This is a genomic window from Peribacillus sp. TE19612, from assembly GCF_056279465.1.
In genome coordinates, this window is sequence record NZ_JBWCCL010000020.1 from 38,710 (window position 1) to 56,031 (window position 17,322).

The 17,322-nt window shown below is 42.0% G+C and carries 13 protein-coding genes; 12 read left to right on the forward strand and 1 reads right to left on the reverse strand.

Features of this window, described 5'->3' with window-relative positions; translation table 11 throughout:
* Nucleotides 1-427 precede the first annotated feature (427 nt).
* The 10 genes from ACZ9AO_RS24210 (at nt 428) to ACZ9AO_RS24255 (ending at nt 12,029) form a co-directional block, all read left to right on the forward strand.
* The gene (locus ACZ9AO_RS24210; protein WP_476110865.1) at nt 428-1,318 is read left to right on the forward strand and encodes a diacylglycerol/lipid kinase family protein; all 891 of its coding nucleotides are present in this window, start codon (nt 428-430) and stop codon (nt 1,316-1,318) included.
* A 233-nt stretch (nt 1,319-1,551) separates the two neighbouring features.
* A complete protein-coding gene (locus ACZ9AO_RS24215) occupies nt 1,552-3,585 on the forward strand; it encodes a Na+/H+ antiporter (RefSeq protein WP_323599464.1) in 2,034 nt (677 codons plus the stop codon).
* A 120-nt stretch (nt 3,586-3,705) separates the two neighbouring features.
* Nucleotides 3,706-4,218 (forward strand): GNAT family N-acetyltransferase, encoded by a 513-nt coding sequence (locus tag ACZ9AO_RS24220; protein WP_251543052.1) that lies wholly within the window; start codon nt 3,706-3,708, stop codon nt 4,216-4,218.
* 170 nt (nt 4,219-4,388) lie between these two features.
* Nucleotides 4,389-5,774, forward strand: a complete 1,386-nt coding sequence (locus tag ACZ9AO_RS24225) for a protoporphyrinogen oxidase (protein ID WP_251543053.1) — start codon at nt 4,389-4,391, stop codon at nt 5,772-5,774.
* 658 nt (nt 5,775-6,432) lie between these two features.
* Nucleotides 6,433-6,975 carry a helix-turn-helix domain-containing protein gene (locus ACZ9AO_RS24230; RefSeq protein ID WP_034304877.1) on the forward strand — a complete coding sequence of 181 codons (543 nt, stop codon included), beginning with the start codon at nt 6,433-6,435 and terminating at the stop codon, nt 6,973-6,975.
* 62 nt (nt 6,976-7,037) lie between these two features.
* Nucleotides 7,038-8,147, forward strand: coding sequence for an ABC transporter ATP-binding protein (locus ACZ9AO_RS24235; protein WP_034304875.1), 1,110 nt, complete (start codon nt 7,038-7,040; stop codon nt 8,145-8,147).
* Nucleotides 8,137-8,940, forward strand: a complete 804-nt coding sequence (locus ACZ9AO_RS24240) for an ABC transporter permease (RefSeq protein ID WP_034305104.1) — start codon at nt 8,137-8,139, stop codon at nt 8,938-8,940. Before ACZ9AO_RS24235 ends, ACZ9AO_RS24240 begins: the two co-directional genes overlap by 11 nt.
* 1 nt (nt 8,941) lies before the next feature.
* Entirely contained in the window at nt 8,942-9,745 is an 804-nt protein-coding gene (locus ACZ9AO_RS24245) for an ABC transporter permease (RefSeq protein ID WP_476110868.1), read from the forward strand.
* Nucleotides 9,742-10,815 carry an ABC transporter substrate-binding protein gene (locus tag ACZ9AO_RS24250; protein ID WP_057276338.1) on the forward strand — a complete coding sequence of 358 codons (1,074 nt, stop codon included), beginning with the start codon at nt 9,742-9,744 and terminating at the stop codon, nt 10,813-10,815. The genes ACZ9AO_RS24245 and ACZ9AO_RS24250 overlap by 4 nt, the downstream gene beginning before the upstream one ends.
* Before the next feature lie 323 nt (nt 10,816-11,138).
* A complete protein-coding gene (locus tag ACZ9AO_RS24255) occupies nt 11,139-12,029 on the forward strand; it encodes a peptidylprolyl isomerase (protein ID WP_476110870.1) in 891 nt (296 codons plus the stop codon).
* A gap of 356 nt (nt 12,030-12,385) precedes the next feature.
* Here ACZ9AO_RS24255 and ACZ9AO_RS24260 read toward each other — a convergent pair whose 3' ends face one another.
* Nucleotides 12,386-12,910: a hypothetical protein gene (locus ACZ9AO_RS24260; protein ID WP_063595481.1), complete on the reverse strand. Its 525-nt coding sequence runs from the start codon at nt 12,908-12,910 to the stop codon at nt 12,386-12,388.
* A gap of 169 nt (nt 12,911-13,079) precedes the next feature.
* On the opposite strand from ACZ9AO_RS24260, the gene ACZ9AO_RS24265 reads away from it, so the two are divergent.
* Nucleotides 13,080-13,547: a MarR family winged helix-turn-helix transcriptional regulator gene (locus ACZ9AO_RS24265; protein ID WP_048688729.1), complete on the forward strand. Its 468-nt coding sequence runs from the start codon at nt 13,080-13,082 to the stop codon at nt 13,545-13,547.
* On the forward strand, nt 13,544-16,660 hold the full coding sequence (locus ACZ9AO_RS24270) for an MMPL family transporter (RefSeq protein ID WP_476110872.1): 3,117 nt from the start codon (nt 13,544-13,546) through the stop codon (nt 16,658-16,660). Before ACZ9AO_RS24265 ends, ACZ9AO_RS24270 begins: the two co-directional genes overlap by 4 nt.
* Nucleotides 16,661-17,322 lie beyond the last annotated feature (662 nt).

Sequence of the window (17,322 nt, forward strand, 5' to 3'; positions counted from 1 at the left end):
ATACAGTATATACCCGAATCTGGAAAATGTATAGGTATTTTACAGAAAATTTGAAATTTTTTTCACCCACAGTGTGAAAACCCTATTGGAAAGGGATTTATCATCTATATATTTTTTTATTTTTCTCCACGGCAAGTAGGAAATGAAAGAAATAATGCTTTTTATAAAACGAAAAAACAATCAGGGAGTGAAACGGACAAACAATTTTCAATGTGTTGAGTGGGGCATTAATATAACAGATGGGAAACAGGAAGTTGAGTGATCATTGAATGCCTGTTTCACAGTCGATGTAATATAAAAGAGCTTGTTCTAAAGTGTCAGCCAAATCCAAACGGCAGCGATTATATGTAAGTTCCTGTCAGTATGGTTTTAATACTTCAGTAAAGAGGTAACTTGCTAGTAGAAGTACAATAATGGGAGGTAGCATATGTCGAAAGCGATGATTATCGTCAATCCATCTTCAGGCAAGGAAAAGGCAGGGAAGATTTTGCCGAAAGCGGAAAAGGCACTAGGGGAACTTTTTGATGAGGTATGCGTTCGTAAAACGGAAGGAGAGGGGGATGCGACGGGTTTTGCAAAGGAGGCCTGTGCAGATAGATTCGATGCTGTCATTTCCATGGGTGGTGATGGAACGGTGAACGAGATAGTGAATGGCTTGGGCGAGCAGCAGCATCGGCCTATCTTCGGGATCATTCCACTAGGAACCATCAATGATTTCGCCAGGTCTTTGGGAATACCACTGAATCCCAATGCAGCCATCGAGATATTGAAGGATATGCATATTAAGGAATCGGACATAGGGAAGATCAATGACCGTTACTTCATGAATGTGTTGGCGGTAGGGGCAATCGCGGAGGCCACCTATAATGTTACCGTTGAACAAAAAACCCGTCTTGGGTCTTTCGCCTATTTCATTGAAGGAGCAAAAGCGATCATTAAAAAGACTCCGTTTCCTTTAACGGTTGAACATGATCACGGGAAGTGGATGGGGGAGGCTCATTTACTAATTGCAACCATGACTAACTCTGTCGGCGGTTTTGAACAACTTGCACCAGAGGCGGAAGTGAATGATGGAAAGCTGCACACATTCATCATTAAGGATTTATCTCTTCCTCTCATCGTCAAGATCATTCCCAGTTTGATCAGGGGGGAGATCATGGGGAATGACGAAGTTGAATATATTAAAACATCCAAGCTCCATTTAACCACGTCAGAGGAACTTGCAGTCAATATCGATGGAGATGAAGGCATTCTTCTTCCTTTCCAGGCAAATGTACTGCATAAACATCTTCGTCTATTCGTCCCGGGAACTAAATGAGTCGCTTAGTCCCCATTTCATTCATCATGTGGAAAAGCTGATCATGGTTTAGCCAATCAGCTTTTTTCTTTGCGGGTGTTCATCGTACACAACGTAAGCTCCTTCGCTTTTGATAAAAGGTATCATTATTCAGAGGGATTCCAGGTTAGAATAGTTAATGCATGATTGACTGGGTATAAATATGTTACGCTTATAGTTATGATTATAGATGAGAGAGGAAGTTAGATGTTTGTATGGAGTTTTTTCTTGTTATATTAGCGCTTCTTATATTGATTGGAGTGTCTAATGTAATTAACCATTTTATACCCTTTATACCTGTACCATTAATACAAATAGCACTCGGTGTCATATTGGCACTTTTACCCCTGGGTATGCATGTTGAGATGGAGACGGAATTATTTTTGCTATTATTCATCGCACCCCTATTGTTCAATGATGGCAAAAATGTACCCCGAACAGCACTGTGGAAGTTGAGAGCACCCATTCTGATGCTTGCACTGGGCCTCGTATTCATAACGGTTTGGGCAGGCGGATATTTAATTAATTGGATGATCCCTTCGATACCATTGCCGGCAGCGTTCGCTTTGGCGGCCATTTTGTCACCTACGGATGTAGTGGCAGTAAGCGCTTTGGCGAGTCGGGTCAAATTGCCGAAGAGCATCATGCACCTTCTCGAAGGCGAAGGGCTGATGAATGATGCCTCAGGTTTAGTTGCCTTTAAGTTTGCCGTTGCAGCTACAGTCACAGGTGTTTTCTCCTTAGTCGACGCAACCTTCAGTTTCATATGGATTGCAATTGGTGGGTTTGTAGGTGGAGCGGTACTAGCTTTCATCATTATCAGGCTTCGCGTATTTCTTCGCCGTTTAGGGATGGAAGATGTCACGATGCATATGCTTATCCAAATCCTGACTCCTTTTATTATTTTCCTCGCTGTGGAACATTTCCATCTTTCTGGGATTTTGGCAGTCGTGGCTGGGGGAATTGTCCATGCCATTGAACGAGATCGGGAAATTTCACCAACAGTGGAACTTCAAGTCGTTTCAAAGAGTACCTGGTCCGTCATTTTATATGTATTGAATGGTCTTGTATTCGTTTTGCTTGGCTTGCAAATCCCAAGCGTTGCGAAAACGATCTTTCAAGATCCAGCCTTCAATAATGGACAAGTAATCCTTTATATCGTGATCATTACACTTTTCCTTTTCGCTTTACGATTCATTTGGCTTACGGCTGCATGGTCGATTGGCTGGATGACGAAAAAAGCGGGAGCCCAAAAACCGGACTTCAAAGCGGCCGGGATCATTACCATTTCCGGTGTTCGCGGAGCTGTAACGTTAGCGGGTTCGTTCTCGATTCCATATGTGTTGGCAGATGGAAGTCCTTTTCCTGAGCGTTCGTTAATCATTTTCATTGCAGCAGGTGTCATATTGCTGACACTGATTGTTGCGAGTGTATTTCTGCCAATCGTGGCACGATCGGAAGAAGAGGAAGTGGTGGATAAGCAGGCTGACAAAACGAAAGCTGCTGCCATCCAATCACATCAAGCCGCTATTCGGGTGATTGAGTCCCAAATGACAGATGAAAACCGGGAAGCGGCTTTGTCGATCATTTCCAGGTATTGTACCAAGATCAATGAACTGTCCTATGTAGAACAGGAGAAAGAACCGGCTGCATTAAGGGAAGAAGAGAAGGATCTTCGCTTCAAGGCCCTTGAAGCAGAGCAAAGATTCCTGGATAAACTCATTAAGGATGAAAAAGTGGACCGGGAGACGGCGTATATATGCAAGGAATATATCCAGCGTATGGAAGGTGCCGTAACAAATCGACTGAAGTTCCGTTTTTTTAGGTCAGTAACGCTGTTCAGGAGAAGTATGCTGAGGGTTTTAAAATTATTTTTCCCTAATAAAAGTGAAATAAGAAAAATCAATCTTAAGAGATTGGAAAAGGTCAGGGATCTTAAAATCAGGATGTATAAAGCCGCCATCCAAGAGATACAGGCCGGAATTACAGCCGATAATCATAAGACATCCTCGATGATCATAGACGAGTATAAAGTGTTAATTTTAAAATGCAAGCGTGAGAACAGAGGCCGTACCCCGAGTAAAATGGCCGAGTATGAAAGAGAGCTGTTCTATAAAGCGATCCAGGCAGAACGGGACGAAGTGCAGGATATGTTTGAAAAACGACAAATCTCCCGTGATGTTGCCAACATACTCCGCCAGCAAATAAATTTACGAGAAGCACTGACTATCAATGAAAATACACATTGATTATACAGAAGGAGCACTGTCGATATATTCGACAGTGCTCCTTCCGGTTTGGGAAGGGAATATCTGACGGGGCATCGAATCATTATTGTATCCAATAATTGATGAAAGAGAGTGTGCTTAATGGAAAAGGAAATCGAGACCATAACTTTAATGCCTTATTTACCGGAACACCTTAACCAGCTTTCCCAGTTTTATTTACCGAATACGCAAACCCCTTTTTCAGCTCTGCCGGATGAGTCACTGAAATATTGCCGGGAAGATTGCGACAGGCACCCTGTCGTAATATTGGCTAAGGGTATCCCAGTTGGCTTTTTCGTTTTACACATTGGCGAAAACATCACCCCTTTCACCAGCGATAAAAAAGCGATATTACTCAGGGGATTCCTTGTTGATCAAAAACATCAGGGAAAAGGGATTGGAAAGAAAGCCTTGCAAAGCCTTCCGGAATTCGCAAAAGGGATTTTTCCAAACAAGGATTCGATCATTCTGGCAGTGGACGTCATGAACGTGAACGCAAAAACGCTTTATGCGAAATCGGGGTTTCAGGATACAGGCATTCAGAAGGAAGGCAGAAGCGGGTTGATGGAGATAATGGAATATAGATTGGATATGGTGAACAAGGATATCGAATAAGGGAGGAATAACAAATAAAATTGGCTTTTCCAAAAGGGGAGGTCTTTTTTGTCCAATTTGTTACAGGTTTCGTTATGTATCCGATGATTTTAGAAGGGCTGCTTTTAATAATGCTGCTGCCTTATGGTACACTTTACTTATTGCAAAATCTTAATCGAGGTGTAGTCCTAATGAAAACAGTCGTAGTCGTAGGTGGAGGCATTACCGGTTTATCAACCATGTATTATTTACAAAAGGCAGTTAAAGCGAGGAGTCTCTCCGTACGATTAATATTAATAGAAGGAAATGAGGAACTAGGCGGTAAAATAAGGACTGTGCACGATGGTCCTTTTAAAATTGAAGCGGGTGCCGATTCGATCGTTGCCCGGAAACAGAATATACAGCCATTTCTTAAAGAATTGAACCTGGAGGATCAAGTCGTCTATAATGCGACGGGAAAATCATTCATCCATACTGATGGGATGCTGAAGGGAATCCCCGAAGATGCCCTATTCGGAATACCAATGAGCCTGGAGTCACTGGCCAAAAGTGATCTGGTTTCCGCCCAAGGGAAAGTCGACGCCTTAAAGGATTTCTACACAAAAAATGAGACATTTACGAAGAATGACTCCATCGGTTTATTTCTTGAAAGTTTCTTAGGCAAGGAATTGGTGCAAAAGCAGATATCGCCAGTCCTATCAGGTGTTTACTCAGGAAAATTAAATGAATTGACCATTGCCAAAACACTGCCGGAGCTGCTGGATTATAAAAATGAATATGGCAGTATAATACGAGGCCTATCGGAAAATAAGCAGAAATACAAAAGCAAGGGAAATAAGAAGTTCCTTTCGTTTAAAAATGGCTTATCAACACTGGTGGAAAGAATAGAGGAAAGCCTCGATATGGTCGAGATATTAAAAGGGGTCAGTGTAGATGAAATCGGAAGAAATGATGAGGCGTACATCGTTTCATTGGCAAACGGTGAAACGCTGGAAACGGACTTTATCGTATTGAGTACACCGCATACAATTGCCCAGAAATTATTGGGGGATCGGGAGTTGGATGAGGATTTCGACGGCTTGATCAATAGTTCGATGATTAGCGTTTATCTTGGATTCGATATCCCGGACAGCATGCTTCCTAAAGACGGGACAGGTTTCATTGCAGGCGATAATAGTGATTTGATCTGTAATGCATGCACCTGGACAAGCCGGAAATGGGAGCATACTTCTGAAAACAGTCAGCTTTTGGTAAGGCTTTTTTATAAAAGCTCCAGTCCGGACTATGAACGATTACAGTCCCTTACAAACAAGGAATTGATCTCTGTGGCTTTACAAGACATTAAGAACAGTCTAAGCATTTCTGGGAATCCAATTACGAGTGAAGTGACGAAATGGCATGAAAATATGCCGAACTACCATATTAAACATCCTCAAATCGTTCAATCACTGGAGGCGAAAATCTCCGAGAATTATCCGAATGTTTTACTTGCAGGCTGTTCATACAATGGAGTCGGAATCCCTGATTGTATTGCTGATGGGGAAAAGAAAGCGCAAGAGATATGTCTGAAGTTGTAAAAGGGGGACTGCCAAGTGGCGGTCTCAGACTGGAGACAAACTCGAAGGGAAATTGAGTGTTTGTAAATTGGAACGTCGATTTACACTCCAGGCACTCGCTTTCCGCGGGTGGTCCGCCCTCTGCACGCTTTTTTCCCGCAGGAGTCTCGTACCTTACGCTCTACTTTGTTTTACCTTTTAGAAGAACCCTTTTGCCCAGTATTAAAATAAAGGTGATAACTTCCTTGAAATCGACTGGAAATGATTACGTTAGATCAATTGATGCCATAGTAACGATTTTGTAGTCGCCACGATCCGTAACACCAATTATGATAATAATATCTTAGAGTCTCTTTGAAAAAGTGATTAGAAGAGGCCATCACATATTTGCGGTCCTTTTTTAGTACAATGTAGATCATCAAAAAGGTTTGACACGTCACATTAGAATCCGTGGAAGAATCATGAGAGGTTACCTATTCTCTATACCTGCTTCATTTTCCGATAGAATCAGAAAGGACAGCCAGACGGCAGTCCTTTTTTTAATGAATGCCGGAAATTCCGTTTGAAGTTTCCGGCATTTCCTGTATAATGATATTCGTAAAATTAAACTGAAAGTTTACTTATATAAAACTTTATCTACTGTGTGTTTACTATAAGTAAACCGATTGAGGGTTATGGAATGCAAATTGGAAAAAAAATAAAGAACCTTCGCTTGAAAAAAGGATTGACCCAGGAAGAATTGGGCGAAAGAACGGATTTAAGCAAAGGATATATTTCACAGTTGGAAAGGGATCTTAGTTCCCCTTCGATTGAAACTCTTTTCAATATTTTAGAAGTACTCGGCTGCAAGCCGAAACAGTTCTTCGATGATGAGGATCAAGTCCAAAAAGTAGTATATGAAGAAGAAGCACAAACATTTTTCATCGATGAAGAACGGGGATACCAAATTCAGTGGCTCGTGCCTGAATCGAATGAAAAGGAAATGGAACCTATTCGCCTGACTCTCCAGGAAAAAGGGGAGTTCAAACAATTTGAACCATCCTTGTCGGAAACATTCGGTTATGTATTAAGCGGAAGAGTCATTGTAAAGCTGGGTACACATACGTATTTCGTCAAGGCAGGGGAATCGATTTATTTTCATGCTTCAGATGAACATCAAATCATCAATGATTTTGAAGGTCCGTCCGAGTTATTACTCGTGGTGACGGAATCATACTTATAGAATTAAAAAAAATGCAATCGTTGAAGATTGATGAGTAAGGGAATGGAGAGAGGGAAGAAGCTATGGCAAATGGGAATATAATACGCTTCGATCAGGTTACGAAGCAATTTGATGATGAAACGGTGGTTCTCGATAATGTTAGTTTTGAAATCGAGAGAGGGAAGTTCTATACGCTATTGGGTCCTTCCGGGTGTGGGAAGACCACGATCCTTCGTTTGATTGCCGGATTTACGGAAGCTTCCAAAGGTGATATTTACTTTGAAGGGAAGAAGATCAATGATGTGCCAGCCAATAAAAGGCAAGTGAATACGGTATTTCAAGATTATGCACTGTTTCCGCATTTAAATGTGTTTGAAAATGTAGCATTTGGTCTTCGGATCAAAAAAATGAAGAATTCGGAAGTGGAAATCAAGGTGAAGGAAGCCCTCAGCTTTGTTAATTTGGAGGGGTATGAAAAACGGGAGATCAGGGAAATGTCCGGCGGTCAGCGGCAACGGGTAGCGATTGCGAGGGCTATTGTTAATGAACCTGAAGTCATCCTCCTGGATGAACCGCTATCTGCCCTTGATCTGAAATTGCGTACAGAAATGCAATATGAATTGCGGGAGCTGCAACAGAGGCTGGGAATCACGTTTATCTTCGTCACTCATGACCAAGAGGAAGCATTAGCGATGTCAGATGAGATTTTTGTCCTTAACAAAGGGAAAATCCAGCAAAGCGGGACCCCTACGGATATTTATGATGAACCGCTGAATCGATTCGTTGCCGATTTCATCGGTGAGTCCAATATTGTAAAAGGAAAAATGATTGAAGATTACCTCGTGGAATTCGTCGGCAGACAGTTCGAGTGTGTTGACCAAGGATTGAACAGTAATGAAGCTGTCGATATTGTCATCCGCCCGGAAGATTTAGAGATTACTTCCGTCGATCGCGGAAAACTGCAAGTTCGGGTGGACTCCCAGCTATTTCGCGGTGTTCATTATGAAATCAGCTGTTATGACCATGATGGAAATGAATGGCTTGTCCAATCAACGAAAAAAGTGGCAGTCGGAGATGAAATAGGTCTTTATTTCGAACCGGAATCGATCCATGTCATGCGATTGGGTGAAACTGAAGAAGAATTCGATAAGCGTCTGGAAGCGTATCATGATGGGGAAAGTCATGAAGAATAAAATATCCCGTAATATTTACTTCATACCCTATGTCTTATGGATTGCTTTATTCGTGATCGCACCCATTTTGTTAATCCTTTACTATTCCTTCTTTGACATTGAAGGCAATTTATCATTGATTAACTATCAAAAGTTCTTTACGCCAGTATATTTAAAAATGACATTAAGCTCATTTTGGTATGCTTTCCTGATTACGGGGATATCCCTTTTAGTCGCTTACCCGACAGCTTATTTGTTAACGAAAACCAAGCATAAGCAGTTGTGGCTTTTGCTGATTATCGTGCCTTCCTGGATCAATTTACTTTTGAAGGCTTATGCCTTCATTGGAATTTTTGGCACGTATGGTGTGGCGAATGGTTTTCTGGAGGCAGTAGGAATCGGAAAGCAGCAGATTCTCTTTACGGATTTCAGCTTCATATTCGTCTCGGTTTATATTTTCATACCGTTTATGATTTTACCGATATTCAATGCGCTTGATGAAATGAATCCAACCCTTTTGGATGCGGCCAATGACTTGGGCGCGTCCCGATGGATGACATTTCGCCGTGTCATTTTTCCGTTGACATTAGATGGGGTAAAGACGGGATGCCAAGTAGTCTTCATCCCGGCACTTTCGTTGTTCATGCTTACAAGATTGATTGCAGGTAACCGAGTCATTACGCTTGGTACGGCTATCGAGCAGCACTTCCTTGTAACACAGGATTGGGGAATGGGTTCCACGATCGCGGTATTTTTGATTATTATAATGTTCCTGATTATGTTTGTAACGGGTAACCGAAAGCAGGGTGTGTAAATTGGGCAATAAATTATCACCAATATCAAAAGCGTTTCTCGTTTTGATTTTTCTCATTCTCTATGCACCGATTTTCTTTTTAGTCTTTTACTCTTTTAACAGCGGTGGAACGATGTATGACTTTAAAGGGTTCACGATGGAGTGGTACAAGGAGCTGTTCCAAGATACGAGGCTGTTGATCATTGTATTGAATACACTTGTGATAGCTTTATTATCTGCACTGATCGCAACGATCATCGGGGTGATAGGGGCAATTGGAATTCGCTCCTTTACGAGCAGTAAAGCTAAGAATACGTTATTGTCATTGAATAATGTATTGATTGTCAGTCCCGATGTGATCATCGGTGCTTCCTTCCTGATTTTATTCACAATGGCCGGGATCAAGCTTGGATTCTACTCGGTACTGTTGTCACATATCGCCTTCAGTATCCCGATCGTTGTGCTGCTGGTCCTTCCGAAACTTCAGGAAATGAGCCCTACTTTAATTGATGCGGCCCGGGATTTAGGGGCAAGCCGGTGGGATGTATTGACGAAGGTCATCCTTCCATACATCTTGCCAGGTATCTTTGCTGGTTTTTTTATGGCATTGACTTATTCACTTGATGATTTTGCGGTAACGTTCTTTGTGACCGGTAATGGTTTCTCCACTCTTTCCGTGGAAATCTATTCATTGGCCCGCCGTGGAATTTCATTGAATATCAATGCACTATCGACACTGCTGTTCGTCGTGACACTGCTGTTGGTTGTCGTCTATTACTTTATAACTCAACGTGTTAGGCAAACGGGAATGGGGGGGAAACGATGAAAAGGCTTCTCCAAATGTTTTTGCTCATTTCCCTCGTATCCGCTTTGCTGCTATATGCGATTTCAAGATTGAATTCAGCGCAGGGATTTACGAGCAGCAATACGCTTACCATCTATAATTGGGGCGATTACATCGATACGGATCTAATTGAACGTTTTGAAGAAGAAACAGGTATAAAGGTCATTTATGAGACGTTCGATTCGAATGAGGCCATGATGACTAAAATTGAACAGGGCGGTACCACTTATGATATTGCCATTCCGTCTGAGTATATGATCGATAAGATGAGGCAAGAAGACTTGCTGGTTCCCTTGGATCATTCCAAGCTTCCGAATTTGAAAAATATCGATGAGCGATTCATCGATCTGCCATTCGATCCGGAGAATAAATATTCCGTCCCGTACTTCTGGGGAACAGTTGGAATTGTTTACAATTCCAAGATGCTCGGTGGCAAAGAAATAACGGCCTGGGCGGATTTATGGGATAAAGATTTAAAAAATGAAATCCTTTTGACGGATGGTGCTAGAGAAGTGATGGGCATGGGTCTGAACTCTTTGAATTATTCATTGAATGATACAGATGAAGAACACCTTCAAGAGGCAAAAACCAAACTTGATGCCCTCACCCCGAATATTAAAGCGATAGTGGGAGATGAAAGCCGCATGCTATTGGAAGCCCAGGAGGCGGCGATTGGCCTTGTTTGGTCGGGAGTTGCTTCTGAAATCATGGCTGAAAATGAAGATCTCGAATACGTTGTTCCAAAAGAGGGGTCCAATTTATGGTTTGATAATATGGTCATCCCGAAAACAACGAAAAATGTCGATGCGGCCCACCAGTTCATCAACTTCATGCTGGACCCGAAAGTTGCAGCTCAAAATGCTGAATATGTAAGTTACTCGACACCTAATAAAGAAGCACTTAAATATATGCCTGAAGAAGTGGTGAAAGATGAACGGTTCTATCCATCACCTGAACTGACGAAGAAACTGGAAGTGTACGAAAACCTTGGGAAGAAAAACTTGGCCCGTTACAATGAACTCTTCCTTGAATTCAAGATGCATCGTAAATAACAAAATAAATAAAGCATGGTGTAGGAATTCCCTCCGTACACCATGCTTTTTCGTTTGCTCGAAACTCACGAGTAAAGGCCGAATTACACTCTGTTACCTATATATCAAAAGTTGATATAACGGTATAATACCGTTTTTTGTAATGATCAACCAAAATTTTAATGTAAAATCTGTAGCAGAATGAAATACTCTAAAATATCTGTTGGGATATAAGTATGTTAGTATAATGATTGAGTTAGTGCATACTGAAGGTTGAGTTAAAATCTTAAGGATTAATTAATATTTCCAAGCTATCATAATAGAAAACTTAAGGGAGATTATTCATGAAACTATTAAAAAGCACGAAGGCATATATTTGGGCAGGGAGCATTTTAATCATTGCCGGGATCATGGCATTTGCGATGATTTCGTCCATGGATAAGACAATTGCGAGTATCGATGGCGAGAAAATCAATGAGGATGAGCTGTATGACGCGCTTGTTGCGGGATACGGAGCAGATACTTTAGACCTGTTAATTACGAATAAATTGGTGGAAATGGAAGCTGAAAAAGCAGGAATCAAAATTAAGGATGAAGAAATCCAGAAAGAAATCGATGTTATGGTTGAGTCCTATGGTGATGAAAAGTCGTTAAAAGAACAATTGGAAGCAAGCGGTTCTTCAATGGATGCCTTAAAAAAGGACATCGTGGTTTACCTGCAAACGAAAAAACTGGTCGAACCGAGAATTACCGTGACGGACGATGAAATCAGTACGTATTTTGAAGATAATAAAGATACATTTGCTCAAGCGGAACAAGTGGAAGCTAGTCATATTTTAGTCGAAGACGAAAAAACGGCTAAAAAGGTTGCGAAAGAACTTGCAGCAGGCGGTGATTTCGCTAAGTTGGCAGCTGAATATTCCACTGATACTGAAACGGCGGATAACGGTGGAAACCTAGGGTATTTTGGGAAAGGCGATATGGTGGAAGAGTTTGAAGATGTTGCCTTTAATCTTGATAAAAATAAAGTCAGTGATCCAGTCAAAACCGAATATGGGTACCATATCATAAAAGTAACCGGTAAGAAGGAAGCAAAAAAAGCTAATTTAGAAGACAGTAAAGAAGTAATTAAAGAAACGCTTCTTTCTGAAAGATTACAAGAGGAATATCCAGTTTGGTTAGCCGAAGTGAAAAAAGACCATGAGATAACGAATAAATTGGAAGACTCTAACTAAGGTATCAAGTGAAGGATATACCGAAACAAAGAAGCTGAGGCAAAATGCCTCAGCTTTTATTATGGCTTGTACGATTTGGATGTTGATTTCCGCTTCAGGCACTCGCTTTCCGCGGGCGGTCGTGGAGCCTCCTCGGCTTGCGCCTGCGGGGTCTCCCCTAGACGCGCTTTTCCCGCAGGAGTCTCGTACCTTTCACTCCAATCAACTCTGTTTTTAAATTTAGATAAAACCATCCCTATTTAGTTGAAGGTGTTGTTTTGGTTGTTCGGGAACTTCATTTGATGAAACGCACATTTTCCGGGCGCCATTTTCTCTACAAAAAAAGCTGAGGCATAATGCCTCAGCTTTTTTATATATTAGAAGTTGGATGAGATGGACTTTTGATTGGATAATCCTGATTTTTTAACGATTTCATCACTCTCTTTTTCACCTTTAACATTATCGGATTTCAATGATTGTGCTGGCGTTTCCTTCAGCTGTTTACCGGCAACGACCACTTTTGAACTGATGTCTTTTAATTCACTTGTTGCGTCCTTCGCTGTACCAAGGGCATCAGTGGAGATATCCTTTACTTCGGATACTTTACCCACCACGTCTTCATTGACGGTTTCATATAGTGTTTCAACGTCATTGATTGCCTCTTTAATCGTCTCCGTTGCCCCTTTGACTCCTGATACCATCTGTTCCTTCATTTCGCCGGGATTTTCCTTGACCTGTTCAATCATATTCATGGAGTTGTCTTTTAAAAGGATGGCAGATCGCTTTACTTTATTTCTCGTGTTGGAGTCGAGCAAGGTCAATGCACCGCCGACAAGCCCTCCGATTAAAATCCCTTTTAAAAGTTTGCTATTCGTTTGAGTTTCGATAGTTGTTTGAGTCATTTATATTTCCTCCTTTAGAATAGTAGATTGTTTGCTTACTTTGGGTTTTCCCTTATTTACCATAAGTTAAACTGGAAATAATAAACTATCATGGGATTGACATGATAAATAAAACAATAGTACTCTACATATAGTTAAATGACTGAACTACTTTTTGGGAGGTGCAACGATGTCTAATGAAAAAGTTTCTGGATTGATTGATCGATATATGAAGGTTTCTTTCTATGTAAATAAGATGGGGGAGCTTTTAATAAAAGATCAGATTTGTGATGTGCTGACGAACGAACAATACTATACTTTACGGTTCATTCAACAACAGCGGTTGTGTACATCGACGGAAATCAGTGATGCCTTTTATATTAATAAGAGTGCCGTCACGTCCAACATCAACAGGCTGGAAGGCAAAGGATTGATAGAACGGGAACAGGACCAGGTTGACCGAAGGGTCTTTCATTTGAAGCTTTCCAAAGAGGGGGAAGCGTTGTTACAGGAAACGGAAAATAAGATTCATAAATTGGTTGAGAGCATCATGACGAAATTTGATTATGAAGAGATTGTTAAATTCCTTGATACATATGAGAAGCTTTCACAAATTTTCATTCAAATGAAGAATGAGGAATGGGAGGAATATAAATGAGGGGGATCATAAAGGGAAGATGGCTGGTCATTCTCGCTTGGGTTGCCATTACGGCAGGTTTATTGTTTGCGGCACCGGATATGGCGGAGCTTGTCCGGAATAAGGGCCAGCTGGATGTACCGGCAGAGTATTCCTCTGGGATGGCCAATGAGCTAATGAAAGAGATTCAGGATAAGGATGAGTCACAAGTGGCTCTCGTATTTCATGGTGATAAAAAGCTGTCTTCCCCGGAATTGAAAGAGATTGAGATAGCGATCCAAAAGCTTGAAAAGAATAAAGCAGAGCTTGGCATCAAAGAGGTCATGACCCATTTTAAAGAGCCCTCACTAAAAGGTCAGTTGGTCTCGGAGAACGAAACAACGGTTTTGACATCCATCACGATGGTCAAGGGGGACCGGGAAGCTAAGGAAGTGATCGATGCCCTTTATAAAGAGCTGGAGCAAGTGGATGTCGAGCATTACTACACAAGCAGCTGGATGATCGATGAAGATCTTAATGCCAATTCCCAAGAAGGGCTGAAGAAAACTGAAGGCATCACGGTTGTCTTCATTCTGGCTGTATTGCTGATAGTCTTCCGTTCAGTGGTGGCACCGATCATTCCGTTGGTAACGGTAGGTTTCACTTATTTATGCTCACAATCCATCGTCTCATTCCTGGTGGATAAATGGGACTTTCCGATTTCGTCTTACACCCAAATATTCCTGGTAGGTATTTTATTTGGAATCGGGACTGATTATTGCATCCTGCTGCTTAGTCGTTTCAAGGAAGAGCTATCGTCACAGGAGTCTTTGCATGAAGCGATCGTTGAGACGTACCGAACCTCCGGTAAGACTGTTTTCTTCAGCGGGCTGACCGTAATGATTGGTTTTGCGGCAATTGGCTTTTCCACTTTTAAGCTCTATCAATCTGCGGCGGCCGTTGCCATAGGGGTTTTCATTTTAATGATCGCCCTTTATACGATCGTTCCATTTTTCATGGCGGTTCTTGGCAAAAAGCTATTCTGGCCGGCAAAAGGGAAACTTGAGCATAGTGAAAGTAAACTATGGGGAATTCTCGGTAACTTCTCCTTGAACCGTCCATTGTTGGCGCTGATGATTGTTGCAATCGTCTGTGTTCCCTTTCTGTTTATATATGATGGGAAGATTTCATATAACTCCCTTGAAGAAGCGGGTGATGATGTTCCTTCCATCATGGCATTTAATATCATTTCCGATGAATTCGGACCGGGACAATCGATGCCAACACAGATTGTCATAAAGAATGACGAACGCATGGATTCGGAAGAGTACGTCGCACTTGCTGAAAAAATCAGCCAGGAAGTAGTAAAGGTGGATGAAGTCGATGTAGTTCGATCCATGACCCGCCCGACAGGTGAACCGATTAAGGATTTATTTGTAGCGAACCAGGCCGAAACCTTGGAAAAGGGAATCGGGGAAGGAAATGAAGGCATTAAACAAATAAGCGATGGATTGAAAACGGCAGGCAGTGAGCTTTCCGATTCAGGACCGCGATTGAAGCAAGCGACGGACGGAATAGGGGGGCTCATATCCGGGACCAATGAATTAAAGAGCGGCGTAGGTCAGGTGGAGAAGGCATTAACAAGCATTGAAGCAGGCATCCGCGATGGGTCTTCAGGGACCGGGGACATAAAAAACGGATTGAATGAGGTCAAGGCAAACTTGGATAAGCTCGCCACCGGAAGCGGACAGCTTCTCGAAGGCTATAAACAATCAGCTAATGGGTTAAGTGAGCTCACAGGTCGATATAAAGAAATTCAAACTAACCTTACGGGTGTATCACAAAGCCTTGCCGGTTTAAATCCTTCCTTTGAGCAAATGGAATCCACTCATCCAGAATTACAGGCTGATCAGTCCTATCAAACGATCAAGCAAACAGTGCAAGGGGCACAGGGTGGCTTGGAGCCCATGGCAGCAGGCCTTTCAGAGCTCAATAGGAATCTTGGTTCAGTGTCGGGCGGTTTGAATACGGCGAATGAAAATATGGAAGAAATCGTAAAGGGTCAAAATTCTCTTGGGGAGGGCCTGAACCAATTGGTTTCAGGCGTTGACACTTTACAAAAGGGTCTAAGCACCATGGCTAATGGTCAGGGGGAAGTCATAAATAATCTGTCAGGATTTAAAGGAGGCCTTACTAGCTTAAGTAATGGGCAGCAAGAACTCCTAAATGGTTTTTCAAGCCTCGGAGGGCAGCTTACTGATTTGACTGATGGCTTAAATGAAAGTGCTGATGGTCTGAATGAAGTCCATGATGGACTATCGTCCGCACAGGGTTATTTATCAGGGCTGGCAAAAACGGATAAAACGGTAACAGGCATGTACATTCCCAAAGAAGTAGTGGAAAGCGAAGAATTCGGGGAAGCTTTGAACGCGTATTTATCTGAAGATGGTAAAATCATGACCATGGATGTGGTATTCAAGGCGAATCCTTATTCCAATGAAGCAATCGAGCAAATCGATTCGATTGAGGAAACCGTTGAAAGAGTAACGAAAGATACAAAGCTTGAAAACGCGCAGGTGGCGATAGGGGGAATCACAAGTACACATCATGACTTGGGCATGATGTCTGGGGAGGATTTCTCAAGGACGGTCGTTTTGATGCTGTCGGGTATTGCAATCATTCTCTTTTTCATGCTGCGATCCTTGATCATGCCTGTCTATTTGATTGTGTCGCTCGTTTTGACTTATTATACAGCGGCAGCCATTACAGAATTGATTTTTGTTAATATTCTCGGGTATGCCGGCATCGGCTGGGCAGTTCCTTTCTTTGCCTTCGTCATCTTGATTGCTCTGGGCATTGACTATAGCATTTTCTTGATGGATCGCTTTAACGAGTGGAAAGATAAGCCGGTCAAGGAAGCGATGTTACTGTCCATGAGAAAAATGGGAACGGTGATCATCTCGGCGGCTGTCATTCTGGGCGGAACCTTTGCTGCCATGATGCCAGCAGGAGTTTTATCGCTCTTGGAAATAGCCACTTTAATATTGGTGGGGCTTGCTTTATATGCGTTTGTCATCTTGCCATTGTTTATTCCGGTGATGGTTGCAACGTTTGGAAACGCGAATTGGTGGCCGTTTTTAAAAAATAAGGAATAAAAGGGACTATAAAATAAAGAAGGCCTCCATTCGGAATGCTCTTATTCCGAAACCCTTTTTGAATGATTATAAGATGGGAAATGGATTTAAAAGCTTATCAGGTGGGGGAAGAAATAACAATCATAAGTTCCTTCATACACATAATCAGGCGTACTGGTTTTGTAAGCTGCATCTGCAACAGCTTCAAGATTAACAACTTTCTCAATCGGTGTTACTATCGTCTACAACACAAATCTGTTACGGTCTGCTGGTGCATGAAACGAATGTGTGGAATCAACAAATACATGCTATGCGTTAAATGAAACTTTTACTTAAGATGGGATGGAAAAGCTTTTCAATAAAGGTTGCAGAAAGACTGTTGGCACATGGAGTTCTGCCTAATTACTAAAACTCTGTTGATTGGAAAGGAAGGTACAGGACTCTTGCGGAAAAGAGAGTCCAAGGGAGACATACCGGGCGCTAAAGGCGCCGAGGATGCTCACGGACCGCCCGCGGAAAGCGAGTGCCTGCAGTGGAATTCAACGGTCAACTTCCAAACTCTCAAAAAAACTGTAGACCAACTCGATGGAGTTGATCTGACCCAATAAAGTTAGACATATAATTTAAGCAGCTTCTAAGACCTGAGTTCGGTATTCTATCGGACTCAGGTCTTTTAATTTTAC